Consider the following 25308-nt stretch of genomic DNA (forward strand, 5'->3'; position numbering starts at 1 on the left):
ACGACTGAATACTCAATATAAGGAAGATTACTATGAGCATAAGCATGAATAAAATAACTTATTTAGCCCTATTAACTTCAGTACTTACAAGCAATTTAGTACATAGCACTGAAGTAGCTGATTTCTCAACACTGACCAAATTCGTAGAGCAAGCAAAAGCAACGACACAATTACCATCAGGTACTGCTATTGCAATTATCAAAGACGGTAAAATCATCTATCAACACAACTTTGGTTTTAGCGATATAGCAGCGAAAAAAACGGTCACTAACGATACTGCCTTTTATGTCGCCTCTACCACTAAATCCTTTTATGCCTTAAGTACCTTAATTGATATCGAAAATGGTCAGCTAAAAGCAACAGATAGCTTAGCGACTTTATTCCCCAAGGGGGCTTTTTCGCAATTAACGCCAGCAGTAACCAACCAAATCACCGTGAAAGATCTATTGGTTCATGGCTCAGGCATAGAAAATGAAGATCTTGGTTGGGCGCTTGCTTATACAGGCATTCATGACTTATCGAGCCGACAGAAAATGCTTTTTGAGCAAACTACTGAGCTTGAAAAAACTAAACATGGTGAGTTTGATTACAGTAACTTTGGCTATAACCTCTTAAGTGTCTGGTCAGATTCACACAATAAAATCACTTGGCAAGAAAAAATACAAAACAATGTTTTCACGCCATTAAACATGACGCACACCAGTTCAATCATGTCTGAAGCGAGACAAAAAAATTGGGATGTTGCCAAACCTTACTCATTTATTAACTCAATGACTCATAAAATATCGGATCCACTTTACCTAGAGAAAGTAGATAACACTATGCATTCAGCAGGCGGTATGGTGACTTCGGCCAGTGACATGGCGCAAATGGTAATAGCACAGCTCAATCAAGGTAAAATTAACGGTAAGCAAGTGATCCCAGCGAACATCATTAAAACGTCGCAGACTCAGCAAATACAAACTGAGGGCAAATATGATGACTTCATTCGTGATGGTTATGCTTGGGGTTGGTATACTGGCGACTATCATGGCGAGCGCATGTTACATCACTTAGGTGGATTTGCCGGCACGCATGCATTGATTTCATTTATGCCTGACAAGAATATTGGTTTAGTGGTATTAAATAACGAAGATTATATTAGCAGACAAGTTACCGGTGCAATCAGCCATATAGCCTACTCGATATTATTAGAACAATCTGACGGTACTGTTGAGGCGCAAGTAGGCTTAGATAAAGTGACTTCTATTGTAGAAAAACTGCCTGCAGGGCTAGCTAAACATAAAGCGAAGCTAGCCAGTAGAGAGTGGCTATTATCTAATGATAAACAGGACTATAGCGGCAAGTACGCCCATCCAACGTTAGGCAATATAGAAGTGAGACTTGATAGAGATGAAAACTTTACCTTAACTTGGGGACAATTGAAAACCTTAGCAACGGCATTTACCAAACCTAATTCTATCCGTACAGATTTCATTATGTTTAACGGCAGACCACTACAGTTTAATCAAGTTGATAATAATATCGCGAGTCTAAGCTACGAAGGTAATACCTTTACAAAGCAATAACTAAAGTAAATCCGCAAGAGCATGTTCAATATCACAATGGTTAAAATGAAAACCATGACTGAGCAGCTTTTGTGGGTAAATTTTTTGGCTAGTCAATAATAACTCGGCACCTTGTCCCATTAAACTCTTAAGCATAAATGCCGGTACGCTAAACCAGGTAGGCCTATTCACTTGTTGACCTAGTGCTTTGGTGAATTTTTCATTGGTTATTGCCTGCGGTGAGGTGCAATTAATGGCTCCCTCAATAGTGTTGATTTGTAGGCTAAAATGGATTGCATGAATCATGTCGTCAATATGTATCCAAGACATATATTGTTGACCATGCCCCAACTTGCCTCCTAGCCCTAAAGCAAAGGGTAAACGCATTTTCTCCAGTGCGCCACCGTCACTCGCTAAAACCACACCAGTTCGCAATAAAACCACTCGACAATAGTCACTCGCTTGTAGGGCGAGGTCCTCCCATTTTTTACACAGTGTATGAGCAAAGTCAGTTTGGGTAACTTGCGCGTCTTCATGCGTTGACGCATCGCCTGTTTCACCGTAATAACCTATGGCTGAGCCACTAATTAAGCACCTTGGTTTAGTGATAGCACGTGTAATCATTGCAACTATTTGCTCAGTAATCGCCCATCGGCTCTGACAAATAGTTTTTTTTTGTGCGCTAGTCCAGCGTTTATCCACAATTGGCTCACCGGCAAGATTTATTATTGCATCAAAGTTATTTTGTTCTGGTAGCTGTTCAATAAATTCAATATTTTGAGGTAAGTACTGCTGTGCTTTTAATGTGTTGCGCGTTAGAACAGTGAATTGATATTTATGATGAAAGGCACCAATAAAGTGTCGACCAATTAAACCTGTACCACCGGTTACTAATATTTTCATTCTGCCTCCGCTAGACCTTCGTCTGTTATCCTTAATAATACGTGATATTGGCCATTGTCGATCAATTAATCTCTATAATTCATGCTAATCATTTAAAAATAATATAAAAATATATACCCGTTATCATTCAAGATGCCGGTTTGGAGTGCTTCTTTGATTGGTAACGGGTAAACACCACGGCATGAGTATTTTGTGTAGAAATGAGCAACAGTCAGTCAAGTTGCTTCAAATAAGTCCACAGAGCAGCCATTGTAATAGTCACAACTCAAATTAAGACCAAAGACTAGCTATAATTCAACTACCTGAGCGATACCACTTTATCATTACTTTATATTCATAACTTTCAAGAAGTGCCTATACTCATATTCTCTATTAACGAATTACTATAGAAAATGTGTTGCTGTAACTTAGTATGTGACTTTAATAGACTGAATTAATTATAATTGTTTTTAATCCGTAAAAGTTAATGGTCTAAAATGACTACAAAGAGAGATATATCATGATGCAATTTGGATTTAAAAATCTGTTACTTATGACGATCACCATATTGGTTGGATTGTCTGTCTCTTTAACAAGCTACTTTTCCTATGTTAAAGAAGAAACAGCATTAACCGCTTTCATTATTAAAGAAAACAGTCAGTTCGTTCAACAACAAGCGAAGCTTATTGAAAAACAATTGAATGAAAAAGCTTTAGGTCTGGCCCGAATTGCAAAACTGTATGATGACCAACGGGAAGAAGGCAGCACTGAAGATTTTGTTAAATTAACAGAGACCATTGCTTTTGCAATGAATCTTAATAGCTCTGCCATCGGTTTTGAAAGCGGTGTTGGCTACTGGAACCAAACTAGCGAAGTTTGGCCTAATCATATATTTGATGGTGATGTTAGAGATGAGTCTTATTACAAGTTAGCTCGTAAAAGTTCAGGTACAGCAATCAGCGAGCCTTATTTTGATTCTATAGATTATTGGATCAGTATCGTTCATCAAATAAAAAACGGTATCATTACTGTTGATATGAAATTGGCTTTTTGAATCAATTAGTTAAAGATTCAGCAGAAATCCCGGGGGCTGTAGCATTAATTTTTAATCATGATACAACAGTGTTAGCTTCAACGAATAAAGCGATTGAAACCAAAAAGCTAGCAACGAGTTATCCTTGGTTTAAAAAAGCAGCCTTAGGCGCTGTTAACCAAATAAGTGGTATACACACTTATCAATTGGATGGCGTAGATAAATTACTTTTTTCACATCGAATTCAGGTCGCTGATAAATATTGGTATTATACGCTGGATCTTGATACTGAAATTGCATATGCCAGTCTTTCTAAGGCGAAGGGAAGTGCCATTATCAGTACACTGGTAGCCACACTGATCAGTGTGGTATTGGTTTTCATTTTATTGCAAATCCTTTACCGTCCGATACTCGTTTTAAAAGAAACAATCACAGCGCTTTCTCAAGGTAATGGCGATTTAACACAGCGACTTAACGTACAAACAAATGATGATTTAGGTCAAATTGCAGATGGCGTCAACCGCTTTATAGAAAGTCTGCAATCGATGATGTTAGAAATTAAAGGTGCTACAACAGCACTAAACGGCAATATTTATAAATTGAAAGACCAATCAGAGCATAATACCGCTATATTGGATGGGCATGTTCAAGAAACAGAGCAAGTGGTAACGGCTATTGAAGAAATGAATGCTACTGCTGGCTCTATGGCAAATGATATTGCCAATGTCGCTCTACTGACTGATAACGCCAACAACGCCGGTCGTGATTCAATGCATACCGTAACTCAAGCTCAAGAAACTATTGCTGAATTGGTTTCAGACGTTGATAACTCTGTAGAAAGCGTTAGTGAAATGAGTAATAAGACTGATGGTATTAACTCCATCTTAAGTGTTATTGGCGGCATTGCGGACCAAACAAATTTATTGGCCCTTAACGCCGCTATTGAAGCTGCTCGCGCTGGCGAACAAGGTCGCGGCTTTGCCGTCGTTGCTGATGAAGTTCGTAATCTTGCCAGCAGGACAAAATCAAGCACTGACGAAATCGAAAGTGCACTCGCCAGCCTATTAAAAGGTAATCAAACGGTTGTTGATTCAATGAGTGTGACGAAAGAACGTTGTCAAAAAGCAGCAACAGGTGCAGGAGAAGTGTCAATGAGCTTGGATACAATGACAGGTATTGTGTCGGAGATTAATAATTTAAGTACACAAGTTGCCGCTGCGGCTGAAGAACAAAGCAATGTTACCCATGATCTCAGTAAAAATATGACAACAATTAGCAATATTGTCGGTGAGTTAGACCAAAACGGAAAACAAGTGCTTGAAGAGGTAAATAGTATTGATATTATAAATCAACAGCTAACAGAGATAATCAGTCGATTTAAAGTATAGATTTATTAATCCCTGTCAATTCAACACAGCTATTTAACTCGACCGAATAAGTTTCATCTACAAAAAGCCGTAGCACTTAGAAAGTGCTACGGCTTTTTATTTCCCAAGCTAGTTTCACTGATGTTGATTGTGGATACTTAAACAGACCATTTAGTGATTAAAAGCGCCAAGAGAAATGACAGCAAGACAACAAGACAACAAGACAACAAATAACACTGTAGCTGACAAAAAATCTACTTGAAATTCATATTTACCCTTTATAAATAAGCCTCTCAACATTGTGTAAATAGTCAAATTTAGTTTATAGTTAGTGGCAATTGAAAACAGGATATATACAGGATTTTTGTGGAAAATACTGACATAAATACATATGCATACCCCGCCAATAAAACCTGGCTTTTGTATTTTACCCTTTTTGCTAGTTATATAGTTTTTGGCCACCTTTTATCGTCCATTTCTTTTCAAAGTCAGATAGTCCCTATTTGGTTACCTGCGGGGATCGCACTTGTCGGTTGCTATTTATGGTGGTGGCGTTTTTTTCCCGCTGTATTTTTGGCCTCATTTATTTTTAATTTTTCTGTCACTCCAAACGTCGACTTATCTTTTTTATTTTCAGTAACCGCGCTACAAAATGCAATTATTGCCTGCGGTGCCGCACTACAAGCAATGGCAGGCAGTGCGCTGCTCCGGTACTGGCTTGGTAGTCCTATCAATCAAACGAAAAATAAAAAAACACTCTATTTTATCTTCGTCGTTGGCATTCTAGTTAATTTAATATCTTCCGTTATCGGGGTTAGTACACTTAGTGTTTTAAATCCACAATTCCCAATCGAAGATTTTTACTTAAATTTTATTTATTGGTGGTTAGGTGACTCATTAGGCGTATTAATTTCACTGCCTTTTATTTTTAGCTTACTTGACTTTCGCCAATTAAAAACCGAACAGCGCAAAGCCAGATGGATTATCTTATATTCAGTAAGTGCTTTATTTATCGTAGTTATTTTACTAACAAAAGTTTTCATTACTAACTCAAATACCAATACTAAGGAGTTCATCACCAAGGAATCAAACGTCATTGAAAATGGTATTTATCATCAAATAAGTGCAAGCATTGAGCAACTAAGCTTATTAGCCGCTTTTGTTCAGCACAACCCTGCTAGCTCACGTGAGCAATTTCATTCATTTGTTAATAAACTTTCACAAAGTTCTAACACGCTTAAAGCCATGTCTTGGAACCCACTAATTAATCAAGCTGAACAGCAAAACCATGAAACACAATTAGAGCAGTTCTATCAAAAAAAGATTACTATCCGGGGCGAACCGTTATCGATAAATGACGATTTGGTTTATGTAAAATTGATTAGCCCAGAAGAAAGTAATGTTAAAGCAATAGGTTTTAACGTGTACTCTAACCCTTCACGGAAAAACACTTTAGATAACATCATGGCTAATTATCAACCCCAAGCCACACCTATTATTCAATTGGTGCAATCATTCAAAAAAGAGCCCGCATTTTTATTATTTTTTCCGGTATTTGAACAAACGATTGACGGTAAAAAAACTTCAGATAAAAAATTAATTGGTTTTGCTACCGGTGTATATCTAGCAGAGAAAATCATCCGCAATGCCATCAGTGATTCCCAAGAAAAGTTATTTTATTATGAAGTTTTTGAACAAAATAATAAACAATGGTTCATATCTAATGACACTTTTCATAACGGTACTCATGAGTCAGCGTTGAAGGATGTAAACAAGCATTTCACTCATGACTTTAATGTCGCAGGGCAGAAATGGTCCTTGCATTTATTCGCCAATAAAAGTTATTTGACTCGGCAACAACATCAGAATTTTTTAAGATTTTTCTTGTTATTGGTGATCATTGCTATCACGATAATTACGTCACTCTTATTAATGCATAATCGGCAGTTACAGTTAAATAATCTTGTTAGCCAACGCACTAAATCCCTCAATGAGGCAATGCAAGAAGCAAATTATGCCAATAAAGCGAAAAGCCAATTCTTAGCTAATATGAGTCATGAAATTAGAACACCAATGAATTCAATGATTGGCTTTGCTCAACTGGCTAAAGTTTCCAACGATATGGAGGAAATTAAATCCTACCTGCAACATATTGATGTTTCATCAGACTTACTACTGCACATAGTGAATAACATTCTCGATATATCAAAAATTGAATCAGAAAAGTTACTTCTCACTAATGAATCGTTTGATATGCACTTGGTTTTAAAGCGTATTAATAGTTTATTTGAAGTAGAGGCTAGTAATAAAGCGCTCTTTTGGCACTTAAATGATAATTTGCCTACAGACCTTAATTTTTCTGGCGATCAAACACGTATTGAACAAATATTAATGAATTTATGTGGTAATGCGATGAAATTTACCCAAAGTGGTGGTATTTCAATCTCAGCTGACTTGATTACAATTGAAGATAATAAAGCGCACATTGCTATTAAGGTAACAGATACCGGTATCGGTATTGCCGCGGACAATATAGATAAGCTGTTTAAGCCTTTCACTCAAGCTGACACCTCAACTTCTCGTGATTTTGGTGGTACCGGCCTAGGCTTAACTATAGCGAAGAGGCTTAGTTTGCTAATGGCTGGAGATATAACCATAGAAAGTAAAGAGGGAGCTGGGACCAGCTTTATATTTACTTGTTGGCTGCCACTCACCCGAATTAAGCCTACAAAATCGGCTCCTGAAAGTGATTCATTTCGACAGATAGTAAGCGACAATGAAAAAAACTCACTGATTGATACTACTTCAAAAGAACAGGAAAGTGATGCAAGTAAAGGGCAGAATAAACTAACGAAGCTAAAAGTATTAGTGGCTGAAGACAACCGCATTAATCAAAAGCTCATTAGTATTGTATTAGCCAAGTTAGGCATTAAGGCTGTCATTGTTGAGAATGGACAATTGGCTATAGATTATTTACAAACAGAGCCCGTAGATGTCATTTTAATGGACTGCCAGATGCCGGTGTTAGATGGATATCAAGCGACACAGCAAATAAGAGCAATGCCTCAATATGCTGATTTGCCTATTTTTGCCTTAACAGCCGATGTTGATACGCGTAGTAAAGACAAAGCACTGTCGTTGGGCTTTACTAAGCATCTTGCCAAGCCCATCAACATTGAAAAATTAACCGCCTGCTTACTTGAAGTAGCGAAATAACTGGTTACTAAAGAATGATTAACCGCTTAATTTTTAATTACTAATTTTTAAGCGGCTTATGCCAAATATCTGCTAAACATCTTGACGAATAAGATAATCAAAAGCACCTAAGGCGGCATTGGCGCCACTGCCCATAGCAATGATGATTTGCTTAAATGGACTATCAGTGACATCACCTGCCGCATACACACCAGCAACTGACGTTTCACCTTTACTGCCTGCGATAATTTCACCACGATGAGTTAACTCGATATCACCTTGTAAAAATTCACTGTTTGGCATCAATCCTATTTGTACAAAAATACCCGCTAATGCTAATGCATGATTCTCACCTGTACTTCGGTCTGTATAACTTAAGCTGGTCACTCGTTTACCATCACCTAATACCTCGGTAGTTTGGGCATTAGTAATAATAGTGACATTGGCTAATGAGTTAGCTTTTCTCACTAAAACGTCATCTGCACGAAGCGTATCAGCAAATTCTAAAACAGTTACCTGCTCAACAATACCGGCTAAATCAATGGCCGCTTCGATGCCTGAATTACCGCCGCCAATAACAGCTACTGGCTTGCCTTTAAATAACGGTCCATCACAATGAGGACAATAGGCAACACCTTTACCGCGATATTCCTGCTCACCCGGTACATTCATTTCACGCCAGCGCGCCCCTGTTGCTAACACTACTGATTTACTTTTCAGTATTGCGCCATTTTCTAGGCTAACTTCAATTAAGCCCGTTTCTTCATTACGTTTTACTTTACTGGCTTTATTGCTGTTCATGATATCAACCTCATATTCACGAACATGCTCTTCTAAACTGGCAACCAGTTTTGGTCCTTGCGTGGCTTTCACCGAAATAAAATTCTCAATGGCCATAGTATCGCTAACTTGTCCGCCAAATCGGTCTGCTACCAAGCCGGTATTGATACCTTTTCGTGCCGCATAAATAGCTGCTGCCGCGCCTGCTGGGCCACCACCAACCACTAAAAAGTCATAGGTTTCTTTGTTCTCTAATGCTTTACTTTGACGAGCGCCGGCATTTTTATCGACTTTATTTAAGATATCAGTTAATGAAACACGGCCTTGGCTAAATGACTCTCCATTTAAATATACACTCGGCACTGCCATGACATCACGGTCAAACACTTCCGTTTGAAATAACGAACCATCAATCATAGTGTGTTTTATATTCGGATTAATGGCTGCCATCATATTTAGCGCTTGCACCACATCAGGACAATTCTGACAGCTTAGCGATATATAGGTTTCAAAGACAAAGTCACCTTGAAGGTTACGTACTTGTTCTATTTGCTCAGCATCAATTTTTAATGGATGTGAACCACTGTGCAATAACGCCATCACTAACGAGGTAAATTCATGCCCCATAGGTAAGCCGGCAAAACGCATTTCACTATTACTAGCGACACTACGCACTAGCATCGATGGTACTCTTTCGTTACTCGCTTGCTCAGTATTATTACCATCAATGGTGGTGACTAGCGGTGATAACGCAACAATTTGTGTCACTAGCTGGTTAAGTTCTTTTGCCTTAGGACTTTCATCAGTAAAAGTGATTAGCTCGACCGGTGTTTTTAAGTTATCTAAATAACCTTTCAATTGTGCTTGTAAATTTGTGTCTAACATAATGACCTCTATAGATATTTAATGGGAATGGAGAAAGTGATAAGGGAATAAAACTCGTTTAAATCAAGATCACATCAGGGGAGTTAGTTACTGTTGTGCTCTTAAGTTTGAACTTAGAGTTGAATTAAATGGCGCTTACTCGAGGCGCGAAGCATGAGCATAGATTTTCTATGTGATTGCTTCGCAACAAAGAGTAAGTGCTATTTAAACTAATCTATAGAAAACTTAACTAATCTTAATTTAGATTTTTCCTACTAAATCTAGAGATGGCGCTAGAGTCTCAGCACCTGGTTGCCATGCTGCTGGACAAACTTCACCGTCGTGCTCTGCTACATATTGAGCGGCTTTAACTTTACGGAGTAACTCAGCTGCGCTTCGGCCGATACCTAAGTCATGTACTTCAGCAATTTTTACTTCACCCTCTGGGTTAATAACAAATGTGCCACGAAGTGCTAAACCAGCTTCTTCGATCATGACACCGAAGTTACGTGTAATTGCGCCTGTTGGGTCACCAATCATAGGGTACTTGATTTTGTTAATAGTATCTGAAGTGTCGTGCCACGCTTTATGGGTAAAGTGGGTATCTGTTGATACTGAGTAAACTTCCACACCCATTTTTTGTAATTCGTCATAATGATCAGCCATGTCACCTAATTCGGTAGGACAAACAAAAGTGAAATCAGCTGGGTAGAAGAAAACGATTGACCATTTATCAGCAAGGTCTTTTTCGCTTAATTCAACAAATTCCCCGTTGTGAAAAGCAGTCGCGTTGAAAGGTAATAATTTAGTATTGATAATTGATTGGTTCATGATGAACTCCCGTTAAATGTTATTGGTAACTGTGTTTGAAACGTTAAAGCTGTTTCGTTGAAGACAGGACAATAGTAGAGTCAGAGCTTAAATTAGTATAATCGATAGTAATTATAAATATGATAGATAAAACCTATCACACTAAATGTAAGCAATGATCATGAGCTATTTGAAAGAAGTTAACTTGGAGTATGAAGGCTATAACTAACTAATAATACCGCTGAGGGATTTACGCACACTGGCTACAATGGATCGAACACATTGCATGCGTGAGTAATTAGGTCTAATCACCAAGGAGATGCCACGCACAGGCACAGGGGCTTGAAAATTTCCGTAATGAATAGTGTTACTGGCTAAGTTCCCTTGCGCAGCAAGCGCGGGCAATAGGGTAATGCCCATACCACTAGCCACCATATGACGTAGTGTTTCTAAACTTGTTGCTTGAAAACTATTGTCTTCTTTAGCACCCGCAGAAAAACAATACCCCATTGCTTGGTCTTTAAGACAATGACCGTCCGCTAAAGTGAGAATTTTTTCATCATGTAAATCTGAAAGTGATAGGCTCTTTTTATGAGCCAGTCGATGAGTTTTTGGTGTTGCCAGCATAAGCGGCTCATCAAACAACTGGTAGGATTCAAATTTTTCCATTTCTTCAAGATAGGGTAAAATTAATACATCTAACTTACCTTGGTCCAATTGCTGCAATAACACCTTAGTTTGATTTTCATGGAGAAAGAAGTTGATGTTAGGTAGCGTTGTATTTAAGTCTGCCATGATATGTGGTAACAAATACGGCGCTAACGTTGGTATTAAGCCTAAGTGTAAGTCGCCAGCAAAAGGGTCAAGCAAAGCTTTAGCACGAGACTCAAATTGCCCTGCCGCTTGCAATACTTTTCGTGCCTCTTGAACTAGCTGATCCCCTGCTGGTGTTAGCATAACATTACGGCGATGGCGCTCTACCAGTTGTAAACCTAACTGTTCTTCTAACTTCATTAACTGACCACTCAACGTTGGCTGACTCACAAAGCAAGACTGCGCTGCTTTACCAAAGTGTTTGTGTTTATCTATGGCCGTTAAATATTCTAAATCGCGTAACTTAATCATAGTAATACCAATTCAAATAAGTTTCTTTTCACTCAGCGAGAATTAAAAGGCTTAGAGGCAAGGCATTGATTGAAGAGAATAGTTATTCTATTGTCAAAATCAATAACGCAGCATATAAGCCTTTTAAACTCGCCCTTTGGGAGTTGGTCAGCAATTCGATAACCGCACATAATTTCCATAATATAGAATGAGTATATATAAAAAATTCTATTTGTTCTCAAACCGCTGACAAGCTCTGAGTGGGAACAAACTTACTTGATTTGGTATTTTAGCCTATCAATTAATAGGAAAACAGGGTGTTAGGCTATGGTATTATGTTCACGTTATGAAAGCGAGTTTCGATGCTTTAAAAAATGCCCTCTAACCAAGCGCTAGCCAAATACCAACAGCTACCATCAAACTACCGGCAATACGATTCATCCACTTGACGTTATCGCCGCGACTTAAAAATAACCGCAGACTTTTACCGCCAGCAGCATAAGCCATCATGCTAGTAAATTCGGTTACCATGATAACGCCGAGCAATATTAATAGCTGTGGAGCCACGTCGCGGTCAACACTAATGAAAGGAGGCAGTAGAGAGATCATAAAAGCCCAACCCTTTGGATTAGCAATTGCAGTAACAAATCCCTGGATAAATAAAGACCGTCGCTTAACATCACTTGGCTTATTATCGCCTATCGACATTTTACCTTTTGAACGCCACATGTTTAGGCCAATGTACGCTAAGTAAGCACCACCGACCCATTTCAACACTTCAAATATATCAGGGTAATTCAGCATAATACTGGCAACGCCAAGTACAGCTGCGATAGCAACAATGGCGACCCCTATTAGCTCACCAATCATCATCCACATGGTACGACGTACACCAATACTCATGCCTAAAGTCATCGCTAATGTCATGCACATGCCAGGGGTGATACTAACCAAGAAGAATGTGGGAATAAATATGGATAATAATGTTATGTCTATCAATTAGTTGCCTTGTTTTATTGTGGTTGAAAAGACATTAATAAATGGCTTTATTTTTCAACAGGTGACTCATTGCATCAGAAAATAAGCGGTGAAATTATAGGGTTGAAATCAGATGATTTTAGTCTAAAAAGCAACCAAAAATAATGACTACAATGCTATTTGGACTCTATAGTGATACTTAGTGTTTTGAAAGGCAATAATTAAAAATTTTAAGTGTAAGTAGCTAAGACACAATAAACTCATGATATGATCTTGGTGCATATTTATTATGAATTTAAGTCGTTAGAATAATATTTATAAGTAAGTATACTTACTGCATGAATAATATTTATAAGTAAGTATACTTACTGGATAAAAAACACCAACAAGATTTAAATACACAAAAGAGGCAACTATGAAAAATACTACAATGAAAACTATACTATTGATGTTATCTATTTTAGCTATAAGCAATGTAAGTGCCCAGCAATATATTTTCCCTAAAAATGGCCAAACTAAAGAACAGCAGCAACAAGATGAATATTCCTGTCATAGCTTTGCAGTTAGTGAAACTGGTTTTGATCCTACGGCTGTTCAGGCACCCGTTGCAGCAACAGCACCTCAGCCCTCCGCTCAACCAGCTCCTCAACGTAAATCAGGCTTGAGGGGAGCACTGAAAGGCGCTGCTGCCGGCGCGCTAATTGCCGAGGTTGGCGGCAATGATGTAAGTAATGGCGCAGCAAAAGGCGCAGCGGTTGGCGTAGTGTCTAGTGGAAGGCATAATGCAAAAGCAGCATCCCAAGCGGCTGAGCAGCAAAAATCCGTCGAGCAACAGGCTCAACAACAAGCGGCTCAAGCTCAACAATTATCAGATGAAAAATTGAATAACTACAATAAAGCGCGCAATGTCTGCCTTGATGCCAAGGGTTACAGTGTTAGTGGCTAGTATTTTTGGGTTAAATGGAATGTTGAAAGCGATAGGAAGTAATAATTGCTGAAGTTAATAATTACTGCGAGGTGCGAATGCCCTCGACAGTAATAATTATTTATCGATTAACGTAACATCGTAAACCAACCCATAACCATAGGTAGTAAAGGCATGGCAACAATTGCCACCAGAATCATTGCTAAATGAATGAATGAGCTAGTATCTTTAAAATCTTCTTCATGGTGTGACATGGTCTAGTTTCCTGTACAACAAATAAACAACTAAAATATGGCGCGCATTTTAGCCGATATTGATAAGTATAGACAGACAAACTTGATCTGGATCAAAGAAAGCTAGTAATATTAAAACAGTGGATTAAGGCAATAATAATAAATATTATTGCCTAGCCAATGGTTTACAGTAAATGCTCTAGCCGAGGTTGATCATATTTTATTTTAATGGCCGTTGGTTTAATGGTCGTTGATTAATCGGTTAATCGGTTAATCGTCTTTAAAAATACCTACATAGGTCGCTTGGCTATTAGACTTGCTAGCTCGGTACATACCTTTAGTGTTAAAAGGTAAGCTGATATTACCTTGAGTATCGATAATGATCACGCCACCTGTGCCGCCAATAGGCATGAGCACATCATGAATAACTTCTTTACCTGCTTGCTCAATGCTTTTTCCTTGATACTGTACTCTGGCACAAATGTCAGCGGCTACATTATAACGGATAAAATATTCACCATGGCCTGTAGCAGAAACAGCACATGAAGCATTATCAGCAAAAGTACCTGCCCCAATAACCGGTGCATCACCAATACGGCCATAACGTTTATTGGTCATGCCGCCAGTAGAAGTACCCGCAGCAATATTACCGAATTTATCAAGCGCAACAGCGCCAACAGTACCCACTTTATATTCAGTCTCTAAAGCAAAATGTGCGGCTTGATAGTCTTTATCTTCTTGCTTCGCTTTTTCCATTTTAGCTTTAGCGCGCAGTAATGATTTATATCTATCGTCAGTATCAAATACATGATTATCAACTAAAGCCATACCTTGGCTTTGGGCAAACGTTTCTGCGCCCGCACCACTTAACATAACGTGCACAGATTTATCCATCACTAGCCGTGCTAGGTTTATCGGATTTTCAATATGTTTAACGCCAGCAACTGCGCCTGCTTGACGATTTTTTCCATCCATAATAGAAGCATCCATCTCATGGGTTTCATCATGGGTATAAACCGCGCCTTTACCTGCATTGAAAAAAGGTGAGTTTTCGAGAATATTTATCGCTGTGCTTAACGCATCGAGGCTAGTACCGCCCTTTTCTAGGATCACATAGCCAGCTTCAACTGATTCCTTTAATTTCGCGCGATAAGCCGCTTCTTTTTCAGGGGTAAAACGTTCTTTTTGAATGGTGCCAGCACCGCCATGAATGGCGATAGCAAAAGGAACATCTTTTGCTAAGACCGTATTAGAAAATACCGTATTAGCAAAAGCTGATAAAAATAGACAAGTTAAGATAGGTCGCGTTTTTTTCATTATTATTCCTCGTTAATCTTAGATGGTGAATCTCATAGAGTTAATCTGCATTAAAGAGAGTGGGTTTACAACTTACTCTCGACAACTGCACTGATATTCCCGTTTAACAGCAAATAGAGAAATTGTTATACGGCTAAACAGGGAGGAATAACAAACTAAATCATGATAATACTAGCCACTAAATAAGCGACTAAGGTGAGAGCGCCACCAAACAGTGCATAGGGCATTTGGGTTTTAACATGTTCAAGTAAGTCGCAACCCGATGCAATGGCAGACACACATGTGGTATCAGAAATTGGCGAACAATGATCACCAAAGATACCGCCACCTAGAATCGCAGCAATCACCAATGAAGGCGGCAAACCTAACGCTTGAATTAATGGCACACCAATAGGAATTAAAATGGCGAACGTTCCCCATGAAGTCCCGGTACTAAATGAAATAACCGCACCTGCCAAAAACAACATAGGTACCACAAGAATTAACGGTAAATGCTCACCAACTATCCCTGCAATAAAGTAACCTGTACCCAGCTCTTTTAAACTTGCACCAAGGGTTAGTGACAATAAGACTATCGTAACCAAAGGCAGTAATTCAGCAATGCCTTTAAAACCTATTTCAACTAATTCTTTATGTTCAAATCGTTTAGAAAAACGCAATAAACAGTAACTCACCGCCAAGGCTAAACAGGTAGCATAAAGTACCGATTTGCTGCCGCTCCCCTGAGTGATATCACCATTACCACTCCAATACATAAAGAAAAACATACCAAAGATCATGCTCAACAATGGTACTAACATAAAGCGTGCTTTAGTGGCAGGTACCATGGTTTCTTGTAATATAGCTTGTGACAATGTTTCTTGAGGTACAGCTTGTTGTGAAACTGTTGATTGTTGAACGATTGTGGAGTCTTGCATGCAAGACTGCTGTGTTAATTCAGTCGCGTCTATATTTTGCTGTACTTGCGCATCAGCATTTAATGCTAACTCTGTCGCTCTCATCGGCCCATGGACTCGATCGGTTACTACCGTATAAACCACCATAAGCAAAGCGATGATGGCATAGAAGTTAAAAGCAACAGAACCCCATAGAATTGACACTGAAGACTGCCCTAATTCATAGTTATTAAGCAGTGCTAGCACATAAGCGCCCCAACCATTTAATAGCACCAAAATACATACAGGCGCACTGGTACTGTCAATAATATAGGCTAGGCGCGCACGACTCATTTTGAATTTGTCGAATAAATCCCGAGATAAAATGCCCGCAGTAAGTACGCTCAAGTTTGATTCTATAAAGATAACCATGCCAGTAAACATGGTCAAAGCACCGACTTGTCGTTTACTTTTGGCAATGCCTTTATTCACTAATTTTTCCACGGTGGCAGTAACACCACCTGAGTCTCTGACATATGCTAATAAAGCACCAATCAGCAAACTAAAAATCAATATACGGGCATTACCGCCAGAGCTGACCACACTGATAATACGTTCAATAAAACCAATGAAAGCATGAAAAATGGCATTACTGTGGTGTTGCGATGCTAATAGCAACTCAGAGGTAAATACGGCGGAAAGTAGTGCAAGAATGACTTCTTTTTTCCAAATAACAATAATAATAGCGACCAAAGGAGGCAGTACAGACAACCATTCCATAAAAGACCTTAAAGCATGAGTTTGATTTTTAGACCAACTGACTTGATTAGACTAATGCAATGAATCAAGTTAGTTGTAGAGGGGAGCAGTGTGGCAAATAGCTAAGGTAGATTCAATATATTTACAGTGTGAAAATGAAAAACCCGAAAAATTATAAATTTAACGGGTTTGTATTTATTTATCGAAGATAGATTTTGGCGTTATTTAATAGTAATCATCTTCTTTATTGTGCGCTTGTGGATCTTCAATTATATCGCTGATGTTAACTTCAAAATTATTATTATTGTTACAATCAACCATATAAATAGTATGTGTTGAGCCATCAACCCAAGTAACAGTACCACTACCTTTTTTACTGCCACATTTCATACCAATATGAATATCTTTAAATTCCATAAGCCCTCCTCGACGCTAACTTCAATGGTGTACTAAATTAGAATTCAATATAACCAACCCATAACTTTCACAGCCAACATGTTCGCTTTTTGAACGCTACGTATTTAAGTATAGTGTGGAAGTGATGGAATGCTAGTAGATTACTATTGGCATTTAAGCAAGAAGTTGCTCAATTGATCCAACTCACTCTAATGTATGGCAAAACTTATGGAATAAAAGTATTACCTAAGGTACAGCTTGCGCTCGCACCAGTTACAGCGGGCATATTACTATCTAAACCATGGTCAAAGGCGTAAGCAAGCCAAGCAAAGGCCATCGCTTCAAGAATATCACCATCAATATTCAAGGCTTGCATCGTATTGATTTCAAAAGCAGAACCGGATGTATTTAATCTGCCTTTAAGTGCATCAACTAGGGCGCTATTATGTACACCGCCACCACACAAGTAGACTTTACCTTGTGCAGTTAATGCCGTAATTTCATCACTGATAGTCTGTGCGGTAAAAGCCAATAGTGTCGCTTGGATGTCTATTGCCTTAACTACTCTATCGCTCTCTTCATCAATAGTGTTATCAGTTACTGCATGGTGTTGAGAGTCAGTGTGTTCTGTAAAAATAGCTAGTTGTTGTTCAAGCCAATCAAGGTGGAAGTATTCTCTTCCGGTACTTTTAGGCGCAGCACTTTTGATGTAATCATCTTGCATCAACTGCGTCAGTAACGTTTGATTAACTTGCCCCTTTGCCGCCCAAGCTCCATTTTCATCATAGCTTTTATCGCTGCATGAGTGATGTTTAGTAAACCAGTCATCAAGTAAAGCATTGCCCGGACCCGTATCAAAACCTAACACTGATTGATTAGTGCCTTGTGCTGGCAAAAAAGTAATATTGGCAATACCACCAATATTCACCACAAAGTTCGCATCAACTGCTTGAGCAAATAACTGTTGGTGAAAAATAGGGACTAAAGGCGCGCCTTGTCCCCCTAATGCCATGTCTTTACGACGAAATTGTCCCACTACACGAATCCCTGTCACTGTAGCCAACGTTTGGCAACAACCTATTTGTAGGGTGAAGGGGTTATTGCCACTGGGGCGATGACGAATGGTTTGCCCATGATTACCTATGGCAATAATATCGGTAGGGCTAAGATTTTCTTGGTTAAGTAATGTATTAATAGCTTGAGCAAACAGATGCGCTAATTCAACATCCAAATGAAAAGCGCGATCAACTTCATTGTTACCCGGTTGATAAAGTGAGGTAATTTTATCGCTAATAGCGTTGCTATAACTTTGATACAAACTGGCTAGCAATCGAGGTTGTTGCCCCTTATCGGTAAAGTCCACTAGTGCTAAATCAATACCATCAGCACTGGTACCTGACATTAAGCCAATGTAGTATTTTCCTTGCGCTATATTGTTATTGTTAGTCATTGGGGGCAATATCGTTTGCTTGAGTTGCCAATAATGCATTTTTGGCCCCTGATAATGCAGCTAATCGCTCATTTGCTAGCAAGGTGAAGTTAGCTTTGTATTTCTTCGCTATGGGCTTTGCATCCGGTAGTTTTACCGTGCGTGAATCACGATGTACACCATTGAGTAAAAATTCATAATGCAGATGCGGTGCTTGCGACATGCCTGTTGAGCCAACATAGCCAATAGTTTGCCCTTGCTTAACTCGATCTCCTTTTTTCACCGCTCTTTTAGAAAAATGTAAATACTTGGTCACTATACCGTTACCGTGTTGAATAAAGACATAATTACCGTTGTACTTATTAAAAGTAGAGTGAGTGACTTTACCATTACCCGCTGCCACCACTGGCGTGCCTCTTTTAGCTGCGTAATCAGTACCGCGATGTGCTTTCCAACGTTTTTGAATAGGATGAAAACGTTTAGGTTTAAAGCTAGAGCTTATATATTTAAAACTCACTGGCGCCCGTAAAAATGCCTTACGCATGCTTCTTCCGTCAGGACTATAATACTCATCATCGGTAAAACGAATCGCTTGGAACACTTCGCCTTGATTGGTAATTTCAGCAGCTAAAATATTGCCGGTACCAATATATTCACCTTCAACATATTTCTTTTCAAAGGTAATATGAAAGCTATCGCCTTCACGTATATCTAGCGCAAAATCAATGTCCCAACCAAAAGTATTAGCAAAATTAATAATTTGACTATCATTCAGTCCTGCACTCACACCTGCATTCCAAAAGCTCGACGTTATGGTGCCGTAGCTAAAACTTTCACGTATTTCAACTTCTTTACTTTCCCGATGAGATTGATAGCTATCGCCTACAAGATTAATAAATAAAGTATCAGTTTTAGATAAAGGGTATTCAAGTGCTGCTAATTGTTGCGTTTCATTGCTGGCAACACGCAATTGGTCACCAACATTAAGACTTTTCAATAACTGACTGTCGTCACCTTTAGCGGTACTCACCGCATAAGTAGTTTGTGCACTAAAACCTAAACGTTTTAATATTAATGCCAATGAATCACCACTGTGCACTTTTACCGTTTGCCAACTTAAACTGGCAAGCTCTTCAATAGAGTCTTGTATCTTGACCTTTCTTTGTAATTGACCGCTAGCTAAGCTGCCATCGTTTTGCGCGATTGAGGATTGAGCTAACGAAGGTAATGTTTCAGTCGCTATAGTCTTACTGGCTATAGTAATACTGCGTTGCGGTAAAGCGCTTTGCCTTAGTGCTTTTCCACCAGGCACTATACTCTCTGGTAAGGCTATCTGAATACGCTTTCCGACTTGGATATCTTCAATATCAAGACTTTCGTTACTCGATGGCATGATAAGTAAAAGGAATAAAAAACAACTACTGGCAATAATAATCCAACGATGTTGCTTGGGTAAGTTTTGAAATATTTCTAATAATTTTTTCAACAGGATTCGACTCGAAACGTTCATAGCGGGAGAAAATAAATAAATATCAAATTCAGGTAATCTACTGACTATATCAAAACTATGCCTAAACTACAGAAAAAATACCGCTATAACTATGGTTCTGGCCATTGCACATCAGAGTATGTGTAAACAAATGTAAGTGGCTTAAAGAACAAACTTTCGCTTTATTCAGTCTGTTTATCATCAGGATCATAAATTCTTTACTAAAAAAGCCATTATAAGGTTTTATCCCACCTGCAAAGTGCAGTAGAATTCGACCATTAAATAATCTTTACCTAGTCTATTAATCCGTTTGGTATAACCACTCAATTTATCAAAGTAGTGTGCGCCTTGTTTTCAGTGTACCACCCAGTAGTTATCATTTATTAAAAGACTAAGTACATAAAGCCAATCTGTGGAGTCCTAATGACCGACGTTAACCAAGCATTCGCCGAACTAAAGCGCGGAGCCGAAGAAATATTAGTAGAAGAAGAGTTATTAACAAAACTTAAAACGGGGAAACCGCTAAAAATTAAAGCCGGCTTTGATCCAACAGCGCCTGACTTACATTTAGGCCACACTGTTTTAATTAATAAACTACGTCAGTTCCAACAATTAGGTCATGAAGTTATTTTCTTGATTGGTGATTTCACCGGTATGATTGGTGATCCAACGGGTAAAAATGTTACCCGTAAAGCACTCACCAAAGAAGATGTATTAGCCAACGCTGAAACCTATAAAGAGCAGGTCTTTAAAATATTAGATCCGGCTAAAACAACCGTTGCCTTTAACTCTACTTGGATGGATAAATTGGGCGCTGCTGGTATGTTACAACTTGCCTCTCGTCAAACAGTAGCGCGCATGATGGAACGTGATGATTTTAAAAAACGTTACGCTAACGGCCAAGCCATTGCTATTCATGAGTTTATGTACCCACTAGTACAAGGTTGGGATTCTGTTGCGCTTGAGGCTGATGTTGAGCTGGGCGGTACCGATCAAAAGTTTAATTTATTAATGGGTCGAGAGTTACAAAAATCTGAAGGTCAGCGACCACAAACAGTACTAATGATGCCATTACTTGAAGGCCTAGATGGCGTGCAAAAAATGTCTAAGTCATTAGGTAACTACATCGGTATTACTGATACGCCTACCGATATGTTTGGCAAAATAATGTCAATTTCAGATGTATTGATGTGGCGCTACTACGAGCTACTTAGCTTTAAACCGCTTGAAGAAATCGAAGGTTATAAAACCGATATAGAAAATGGCAAAAATCCACGTGATGTTAAAATTGATTTAGCAAAGGAGCTTATTACACGTTTTCATGATGAAACTGCGGCACAAGCTGCACATGAGGAATTCATCAATCGCTTCCAAAAAGGCGCCTTACCTGATGACATGCCTGAGTTAACGATTACCGCTGAAAATGGTGAGATAGCCATTGCTAACTTGCTTAAAGAAGCTGGATTAGTGGCGAGTACTTCTGATGCCTTTAGAATGATCAAACAAGGTGCGGCTAAAATTGATAGCGAAAAAGTGACTGACCGTAGCTTAATCATTACTGCTGGCACGACCGCGGTTTATCAAGTAGGTAAACGTAAGTTTGCACGTATCACTGTAAGTTAATAACTCACAAAGCTTAGTCATCTCTATCAAGCCAGTAATGAACTTACTGGCTTTTTTTTATATCTTTTTTATACTGTTAGCTTATACCAATTTGATTAAATTTCTTCCCAACTCAGAGCTCTGCTCGATGTTCAATAACAAGGCAAATTTGTTTCGGTTTAGTCATTTTAAATCAAATAAACTTAACGATGTTAGTGAACATCGAGAAAGCTCCCAGAGGGCCAGTTTAAAAGGTTTACATGCTGCGTTATTGATTTTGATAAGGACGCTGCATGGATGCAGCTTATTAGAGAATGCAGGAGCTTATTCTCCTGAATAACCATTCTCTTCAATCAATGCCTTACCTCTAAGCCTTTTAATTCTCGGTGAGTGGGAAAGAACTTAATCAACTTGGTATTAGTTTACTTAATGGTAATTATTTGCAATAACGGGTTGTCTTATCCTTCAGTTGAGATAATGTAGAGAAATTGATTATGATCAGGGATGATACTCAAATGATTATATCCACACCTGTATCTATCACAGTCTACTGCTATTATTTGAAGCTAAGTATTTACTTAAATTTACGCCATCCAATGAATATGACTCAACAAAATGAGGTTTAAAATGACTAACCACGCCCAGAAACATCCAAAATATCGACGTTTTAGCGTCGTCAGCTCATTCTCTCTCTCTTTAGTTGCATTAAGCACGTTATGCTCAGTAAACGCTTATAGTCAGCAAACAGATCAAGAGCGCATCCAAAGTTTAGAGCAACGCTTATTAGAGCTAGAGCAACAAATACAAAAGAAAAACAGTCAAAACTCAGCAACAACTAAAGTTCAACCAAGCAAAGCCGATAGTGACAAAAAGGTCATAGTCATACCTAAGACCTCGCAACGACCGAGTCATGATTTTGAAGCACCTGATAAAAGCATAGTACTGAGTAATAGTGATACTACATTGCAGATTGGCGGACAAATTTGGTTAGATGCTATTTATAATAATGGAGAAATGACCAACCGTGCTGGTTTTCAACCATCATCCATTGCTTATGAGAATGATACCACTACAGACAACACCCTATTTAGTGTCGGCCAGTCTAATTTGTCTTTTAAAAGCTTTACGCCAACCAAGTATGGCGTAATGACCACTCGCTTTGAGTTTGATTTGTTTGACAGCCAGGGTAATGCTGGCATTAATCTTACCCATATGTGGGGGGAAATAGGTGACTTTGGTGCCGGTCAAACCTTTACCGGCTTTATGGACATTAATTCTTTCCCTAATATTTTAGATTTCTGGGGCCCAAACTCATTGGTATTCGCACGCCAGCCGCAAATTCGTTATAGCACTGATATTAGTAAAAGTGGACGAATAATGTTTACTGTAGAAAAGTCTGCCAGTGATTTTGCCGTACCAAGATATTCTACAGGTGAAATTCCGTATGATGATATTAATGAGTTACCTGACTTTACTGCCTCTTACTTGCACCGCGGTGATTTTGGTTACATAAATTCAGCAATGGTGTTTAGGCAACTGGGCTATAAAGCAACCATAAGCGGTACTGCAATTGAAGATACGACATTAGGTTGGGGACTCAATGTGACCGGTAAAATAGCAATAGCATCAGCTGACTCAATAAATTTTCAGCTGGCATATGGCGAAGGTATAGGCCGTTATATTAATGACACCTGCTGTAGTTATTACAGTGGTGATGCCGGAGTTGAAGGTGATGAAACAGGTGGTGTTGATGCCGGTTTAGATGGTAATGGTAATTTAACAGCAATTCCAGTTACTGCTGGCTTCGCTTTCTATAACAGACAATGGAGTAAAAAATGGAGTAGTGCCATTGGTTATAGTTACCTTAGCGTTGACAACCTAGTTACACAAAAAAACAAATCCATTAAAAATAGCTCCTATTCAACGGTTAACCTTATCTGGTATCCCGCGAGCCAAATCAAAGCAGGGGTTGAAATGCAATACGGTGATATACAAAGTAAAGCGCAATTTGAAGCTGATAACTTTAGATTTCAACTCTCTGTCGGCTTTAAATATTAACAAGGAAGTATTTTAATGAAATTTACGCATTATTTGATAATCTGCCTGCAGCTTCTGGTATTGACCTTTGCCAGCACTGTACTGGCAAAATCTCCACCAAAACCTCTTATACAAAGTATATTAGATGATGCCTACCATACGCTTAAAAAACAAAATCCAGGAAAAAATGCTGACTATATTCCTGCGTTAGCCAAAGTAGATTCAGCGTATTTTGGGTTAGCTTTGGTCACCCCAGATGGAAAAATTTATACCCAAGGCGACGTTAGCCAGCCCTTCTCTATTCAATCTATTTCTAAAGTATTCACCTTAGCGTTAGCGATGGAGCAAAAAGGCCCACAAACTATTGTCGATAAAATAGGAGTTAATGCCACAGGTTTAGCATTCAATTCAGTAACCGCGATAGAATTAAACAAAGCACGAAGTGTTAACCCTTTAGTCAATGCCGGTGCTATTGCCACCGTAAGCTTACTTGATGGTAAAACTGAAAAAGCTAAGTGGTCAGCACTTTCCATTTGGTATGATACCTTTGCCAACCGAAAGTTAAGTGTTTTGTAAGACGTTTATCAATCTGAGTCTGACACCAATGGTCATAACCGCGCCATCGCTGAGTTATTAACGTCGTATGACCGATTTTATGGTGATGTTGAGCTAAACCTTGCAGTATACACACGCCAATGTTCAGTTGCCGTTACCGCCAAAGATCTCGCCGTGATGGCATCAGTACTGGCCAATAACGGTGTTCACCCATTAACAGACAAACGTTTGATGAGTAGTGAAAATGTTTCACGCGTTTTAGCTGTCATGACAACAGCTGGTCTTTATGAAAATAGTGGCCAGTGGGCTTATCAAGTAGGTTTACCAGCCAAGAGTGGTGTCGGTGGCGGTATTATCGCGGTATCTCCAGGAAGATTTGCTATCGCCGTATTTTCACCAAGACTTGATTCCGCGGGGAATAGCATACGTGCACAACAAGCTATTGATTATATCGCAGAGAAATTACACGCTAATATTTTCTAAGGTACAGTAATAATTCCATCATCTCATTGCTTACCGTACTATATCAGCACAAGAAAAAACCAGTCATAATGACTGGTTTTTTATGTGAAGCACTAAAACATATCAGCGAACTTTAGCTTACAACGGGTGAACTATTTAAAAACTCGTTTGTTTCAATAGAAAAGCCACAAGTTTTCATCCACGTAATTGCCTCTGCAGTTTCAACAAACACTCTTCGTTCATAATTTCCCTCAGTTTGCGAAATCATATTTTCAAGCTGCATCGCTTTCCACGCAGATGGCGTATAAATATGGCAGTCTTTAATACAACCATTGTCCTTAAATTTCTGACAATGTTCAATAAGATGAGACTCCATCTCTGGAACACCTAACTCCCACTCATCCAGAAATGAGATGATTGCCCACTGTGTGCCATTTAAATGCTCTGTTTTCTCTCTAAATTCGTGGCAATATTTAATCGCCGCTTCTTCATTCCAGCAACCACTAAACCACTGCAAGACATAATTATCTTTTACTAAAATACGCCAATCACCATGTACTGAAAACATATAAATTTACTCATAAAGCGCGCTGATTGTGCACTGTAATGATTATTAAAGGGTGTTTTACCATTGAAGTAAAGTAATGGTTTTATTTAAAGTCACTAACC

At 38.8% G+C, this 25308-nt stretch carries 19 protein-coding genes and 1 pseudogene; 8 read left to right on the forward strand and 12 right to left on the reverse strand.

Going from position 1 to position 25308, the window contains the following annotated elements; genetic code table 11:
- Positions 1-32 precede the first annotated feature (32 nt).
- Positions 33-1568, forward strand: coding sequence for a serine hydrolase domain-containing protein (locus CXF71_RS02635; RefSeq protein WP_101231447.1), 1536 nt, complete (start codon positions 33-35; stop codon positions 1566-1568).
- On the opposite strand, the gene CXF71_RS02640 is transcribed toward CXF71_RS02635, so the two are convergent.
- A complete protein-coding gene (locus CXF71_RS02640) occupies positions 1569-2450 on the reverse strand; it encodes a TIGR01777 family oxidoreductase (protein WP_101231448.1) in 882 nt (293 codons plus the stop codon). It abuts the gene before it with no gap.
- A gap of 499 nt (positions 2451-2949) precedes the next feature.
- Here CXF71_RS02640 and CXF71_RS21605 point away from each other — a divergent pair, with 499 nt between their 5' ends.
- The 3 genes from CXF71_RS21605 to CXF71_RS02650 all read left to right on the forward strand — a co-directional run bounded on the left by CXF71_RS21605 (position 2950) and on the right by CXF71_RS02650 (position 8045).
- The gene (locus CXF71_RS21605; protein ID WP_232771355.1) at positions 2950-3483 is read left to right on the forward strand and encodes a hypothetical protein; all 534 of its coding nucleotides are present in this window, start codon (positions 2950-2952) and stop codon (positions 3481-3483) included.
- A complete protein-coding gene (locus CXF71_RS02645) occupies positions 3480-4850 on the forward strand; it encodes a methyl-accepting chemotaxis protein (protein ID WP_232771356.1) in 1371 nt (456 codons plus the stop codon). The genes CXF71_RS21605 and CXF71_RS02645 overlap by 4 nt, the downstream gene beginning before the upstream one ends.
- Before the next feature lie 345 nt (positions 4851-5195).
- Positions 5196-8045, forward strand: a complete 2850-nt coding sequence (locus CXF71_RS02650; RefSeq protein WP_101231449.1) for an ATP-binding protein — start codon at positions 5196-5198, stop codon at positions 8043-8045.
- A 72-nt stretch (positions 8046-8117) separates the two neighbouring features.
- Here CXF71_RS02650 and ahpF read toward each other — a convergent pair whose 3' ends face one another.
- The 4 genes from ahpF to CXF71_RS02670 form a co-directional block, all read right to left on the reverse strand.
- A complete protein-coding gene (gene ahpF, locus CXF71_RS02655) occupies positions 8118-9689 on the reverse strand; it encodes an alkyl hydroperoxide reductase subunit F (protein ID WP_101231450.1) in 1572 nt (523 codons plus the stop codon).
- 240 nt (positions 9690-9929) lie between these two features.
- On the reverse strand, positions 9930-10499 hold the full coding sequence (ahpC, locus tag CXF71_RS02660) for an alkyl hydroperoxide reductase subunit C (protein ID WP_101231451.1): 570 nt from the start codon (positions 10497-10499) through the stop codon (positions 9930-9932).
- 204 nt (positions 10500-10703) lie between these two features.
- Entirely contained in the window at positions 10704-11603 is a 900-nt protein-coding gene (gene oxyR, locus CXF71_RS02665) for a DNA-binding transcriptional regulator OxyR (protein WP_101231452.1), read from the reverse strand.
- A gap of 360 nt (positions 11604-11963) precedes the next feature.
- Positions 11964-12581: a LysE family translocator gene (locus CXF71_RS02670; protein WP_101231453.1), complete on the reverse strand. Its 618-nt coding sequence runs from the start codon at positions 12579-12581 to the stop codon at positions 11964-11966.
- A 394-nt stretch (positions 12582-12975) separates the two neighbouring features.
- Here CXF71_RS02670 and CXF71_RS02675 point away from each other — a divergent pair, with 394 nt between their 5' ends.
- Positions 12976-13506, forward strand: coding sequence for a hypothetical protein (locus tag CXF71_RS02675; RefSeq protein WP_101231454.1), 531 nt, complete (start codon positions 12976-12978; stop codon positions 13504-13506).
- 107 nt (positions 13507-13613) lie between these two features.
- On the opposite strand, the gene CXF71_RS21790 is transcribed toward CXF71_RS02675, so the two are convergent.
- From CXF71_RS21790 to CXF71_RS02700, 6 genes are all read right to left on the reverse strand, one after another.
- Positions 13614-13739, reverse strand: coding sequence for a hypothetical protein (locus CXF71_RS21790; protein ID WP_269800791.1), 126 nt, complete (start codon positions 13737-13739; stop codon positions 13614-13616).
- A gap of 249 nt (positions 13740-13988) precedes the next feature.
- A complete protein-coding gene (locus CXF71_RS02680; protein WP_101231455.1) occupies positions 13989-15035 on the reverse strand; it encodes an isoaspartyl peptidase/L-asparaginase family protein in 1047 nt (348 codons plus the stop codon).
- A gap of 155 nt (positions 15036-15190) precedes the next feature.
- Positions 15191-16690 carry a Na+/H+ antiporter NhaC family protein gene (locus tag CXF71_RS02685; protein WP_101231456.1) on the reverse strand — a complete coding sequence of 500 codons (1500 nt, stop codon included), beginning with the start codon at positions 16688-16690 and terminating at the stop codon, positions 15191-15193.
- Between the two features lie 204 nt (positions 16691-16894).
- On the reverse strand, positions 16895-17086 hold the full coding sequence (locus CXF71_RS02690) for a hypothetical protein (RefSeq protein ID WP_101230229.1): 192 nt from the start codon (positions 17084-17086) through the stop codon (positions 16895-16897).
- Positions 17087-17291: 205 nt separating this feature from the next.
- Entirely contained in the window at positions 17292-18515 is a 1224-nt protein-coding gene (locus tag CXF71_RS02695; RefSeq protein ID WP_101231457.1) for an anhydro-N-acetylmuramic acid kinase, read from the reverse strand.
- The gene (locus CXF71_RS02700; protein WP_101231458.1) at positions 18508-20004 is read right to left on the reverse strand and encodes a peptidoglycan DD-metalloendopeptidase family protein; all 1497 of its coding nucleotides are present in this window, start codon (positions 20002-20004) and stop codon (positions 18508-18510) included. The genes CXF71_RS02695 and CXF71_RS02700 overlap by 8 nt, the downstream gene beginning before the upstream one ends.
- Before the next feature lie 402 nt (positions 20005-20406).
- Here CXF71_RS02700 and tyrS point away from each other — a divergent pair, with 402 nt between their 5' ends.
- The 3 genes and pseudogenes from tyrS (at position 20407) to glsA (ending at position 24660) form a co-directional block, all read left to right on the forward strand.
- A complete protein-coding gene (gene tyrS / locus CXF71_RS02705; protein WP_101231459.1) occupies positions 20407-21606 on the forward strand; it encodes a tyrosine--tRNA ligase in 1200 nt (399 codons plus the stop codon).
- A 606-nt stretch (positions 21607-22212) separates the two neighbouring features.
- Entirely contained in the window at positions 22213-23643 is a 1431-nt protein-coding gene (locus CXF71_RS02710) for a DcaP family trimeric outer membrane transporter (protein ID WP_101231460.1), read from the forward strand.
- A 15-nt stretch (positions 23644-23658) separates the two neighbouring features.
- Positions 23659-24660, forward strand: a pseudogene (gene glsA, locus CXF71_RS02715) (glutaminase A).
- A 112-nt stretch (positions 24661-24772) separates the two neighbouring features.
- On the opposite strand, the gene CXF71_RS02720 reads toward glsA, so the two are convergent.
- Positions 24773-25207, reverse strand: coding sequence for a hypothetical protein (locus CXF71_RS02720; RefSeq protein ID WP_101231461.1), 435 nt, complete (start codon positions 25205-25207; stop codon positions 24773-24775).
- Positions 25208-25308: the final 101 nt, after the last annotated feature.

Origin of the sequence: Colwellia sp. 12G3 (genome assembly GCF_002836775.1) — a bacterium.
In the GTDB taxonomy this organism is placed as follows: domain Bacteria; phylum Pseudomonadota; class Gammaproteobacteria; order Enterobacterales; family Alteromonadaceae; genus Colwellia.

Excerpts from the sequence above, each read along its gene's own strand:
- CXF71_RS02635 (WP_101231447.1), top strand. The coding sequence starts at position 33 with ATGAGCATAAGCATGAATAAAATAACTTATTTAGCCCTATTAACTTCA.
- CXF71_RS02640 (WP_101231448.1), bottom strand. The coding sequence starts at position 2,450 with ATGAAAATATTAGTAACCGGTGGTACAGGTTTAATTGGTCGACACTTT.
- CXF71_RS21605 (WP_232771355.1), top strand. The coding sequence starts at position 2,950 with ATGATGCAATTTGGATTTAAAAATCTGTTACTTATGACGATCACCATA.
- ahpF (WP_101231450.1), bottom strand. The coding sequence starts at position 9,689 with ATGTTAGACACAAATTTACAAGCACAATTGAAAGGTTATTTAGATAAC.
- ahpC (WP_101231451.1), bottom strand. The coding sequence starts at position 10,499 with ATGAACCAATCAATTATCAATACTAAATTATTACCTTTCAACGCGACT.
- oxyR (WP_101231452.1), bottom strand. The coding sequence starts at position 11,603 with ATGATTAAGTTACGCGATTTAGAATATTTAACGGCCATAGATAAACAC.
- CXF71_RS02675 (WP_101231454.1), top strand. The coding sequence starts at position 12,976 with ATGAAAAATACTACAATGAAAACTATACTATTGATGTTATCTATTTTA.
- CXF71_RS21790 (WP_269800791.1), bottom strand. The coding sequence starts at position 13,739 with ATGTCACACCATGAAGAAGATTTTAAAGATACTAGCTCATTCATTCAT.
- CXF71_RS02680 (WP_101231455.1), bottom strand. The coding sequence starts at position 15,035 with ATGAAAAAAACGCGACCTATCTTAACTTGTCTATTTTTATCAGCTTTT.
- CXF71_RS02685 (WP_101231456.1), bottom strand. The coding sequence starts at position 16,690 with ATGGAATGGTTGTCTGTACTGCCTCCTTTGGTCGCTATTATTATTGTT.
- CXF71_RS02690 (WP_101230229.1), bottom strand. The coding sequence starts at position 17,086 with ATGGAATTTAAAGATATTCATATTGGTATGAAATGTGGCAGTAAAAAA.
- CXF71_RS02695 (WP_101231457.1), bottom strand. The coding sequence starts at position 18,515 with ATGACTAACAATAACAATATAGCGCAAGGAAAATACTACATTGGCTTA.
- CXF71_RS02700 (WP_101231458.1), bottom strand. The coding sequence starts at position 20,004 with ATGAACGTTTCGAGTCGAATCCTGTTGAAAAAATTATTAGAAATATTT.
- tyrS (WP_101231459.1), top strand. The coding sequence starts at position 20,407 with ATGACCGACGTTAACCAAGCATTCGCCGAACTAAAGCGCGGAGCCGAA.
- CXF71_RS02710 (WP_101231460.1), top strand. The coding sequence starts at position 22,213 with ATGACTAACCACGCCCAGAAACATCCAAAATATCGACGTTTTAGCGTC.
- CXF71_RS02720 (WP_101231461.1), bottom strand. The coding sequence starts at position 25,207 with ATGTTTTCAGTACATGGTGATTGGCGTATTTTAGTAAAAGATAATTAT.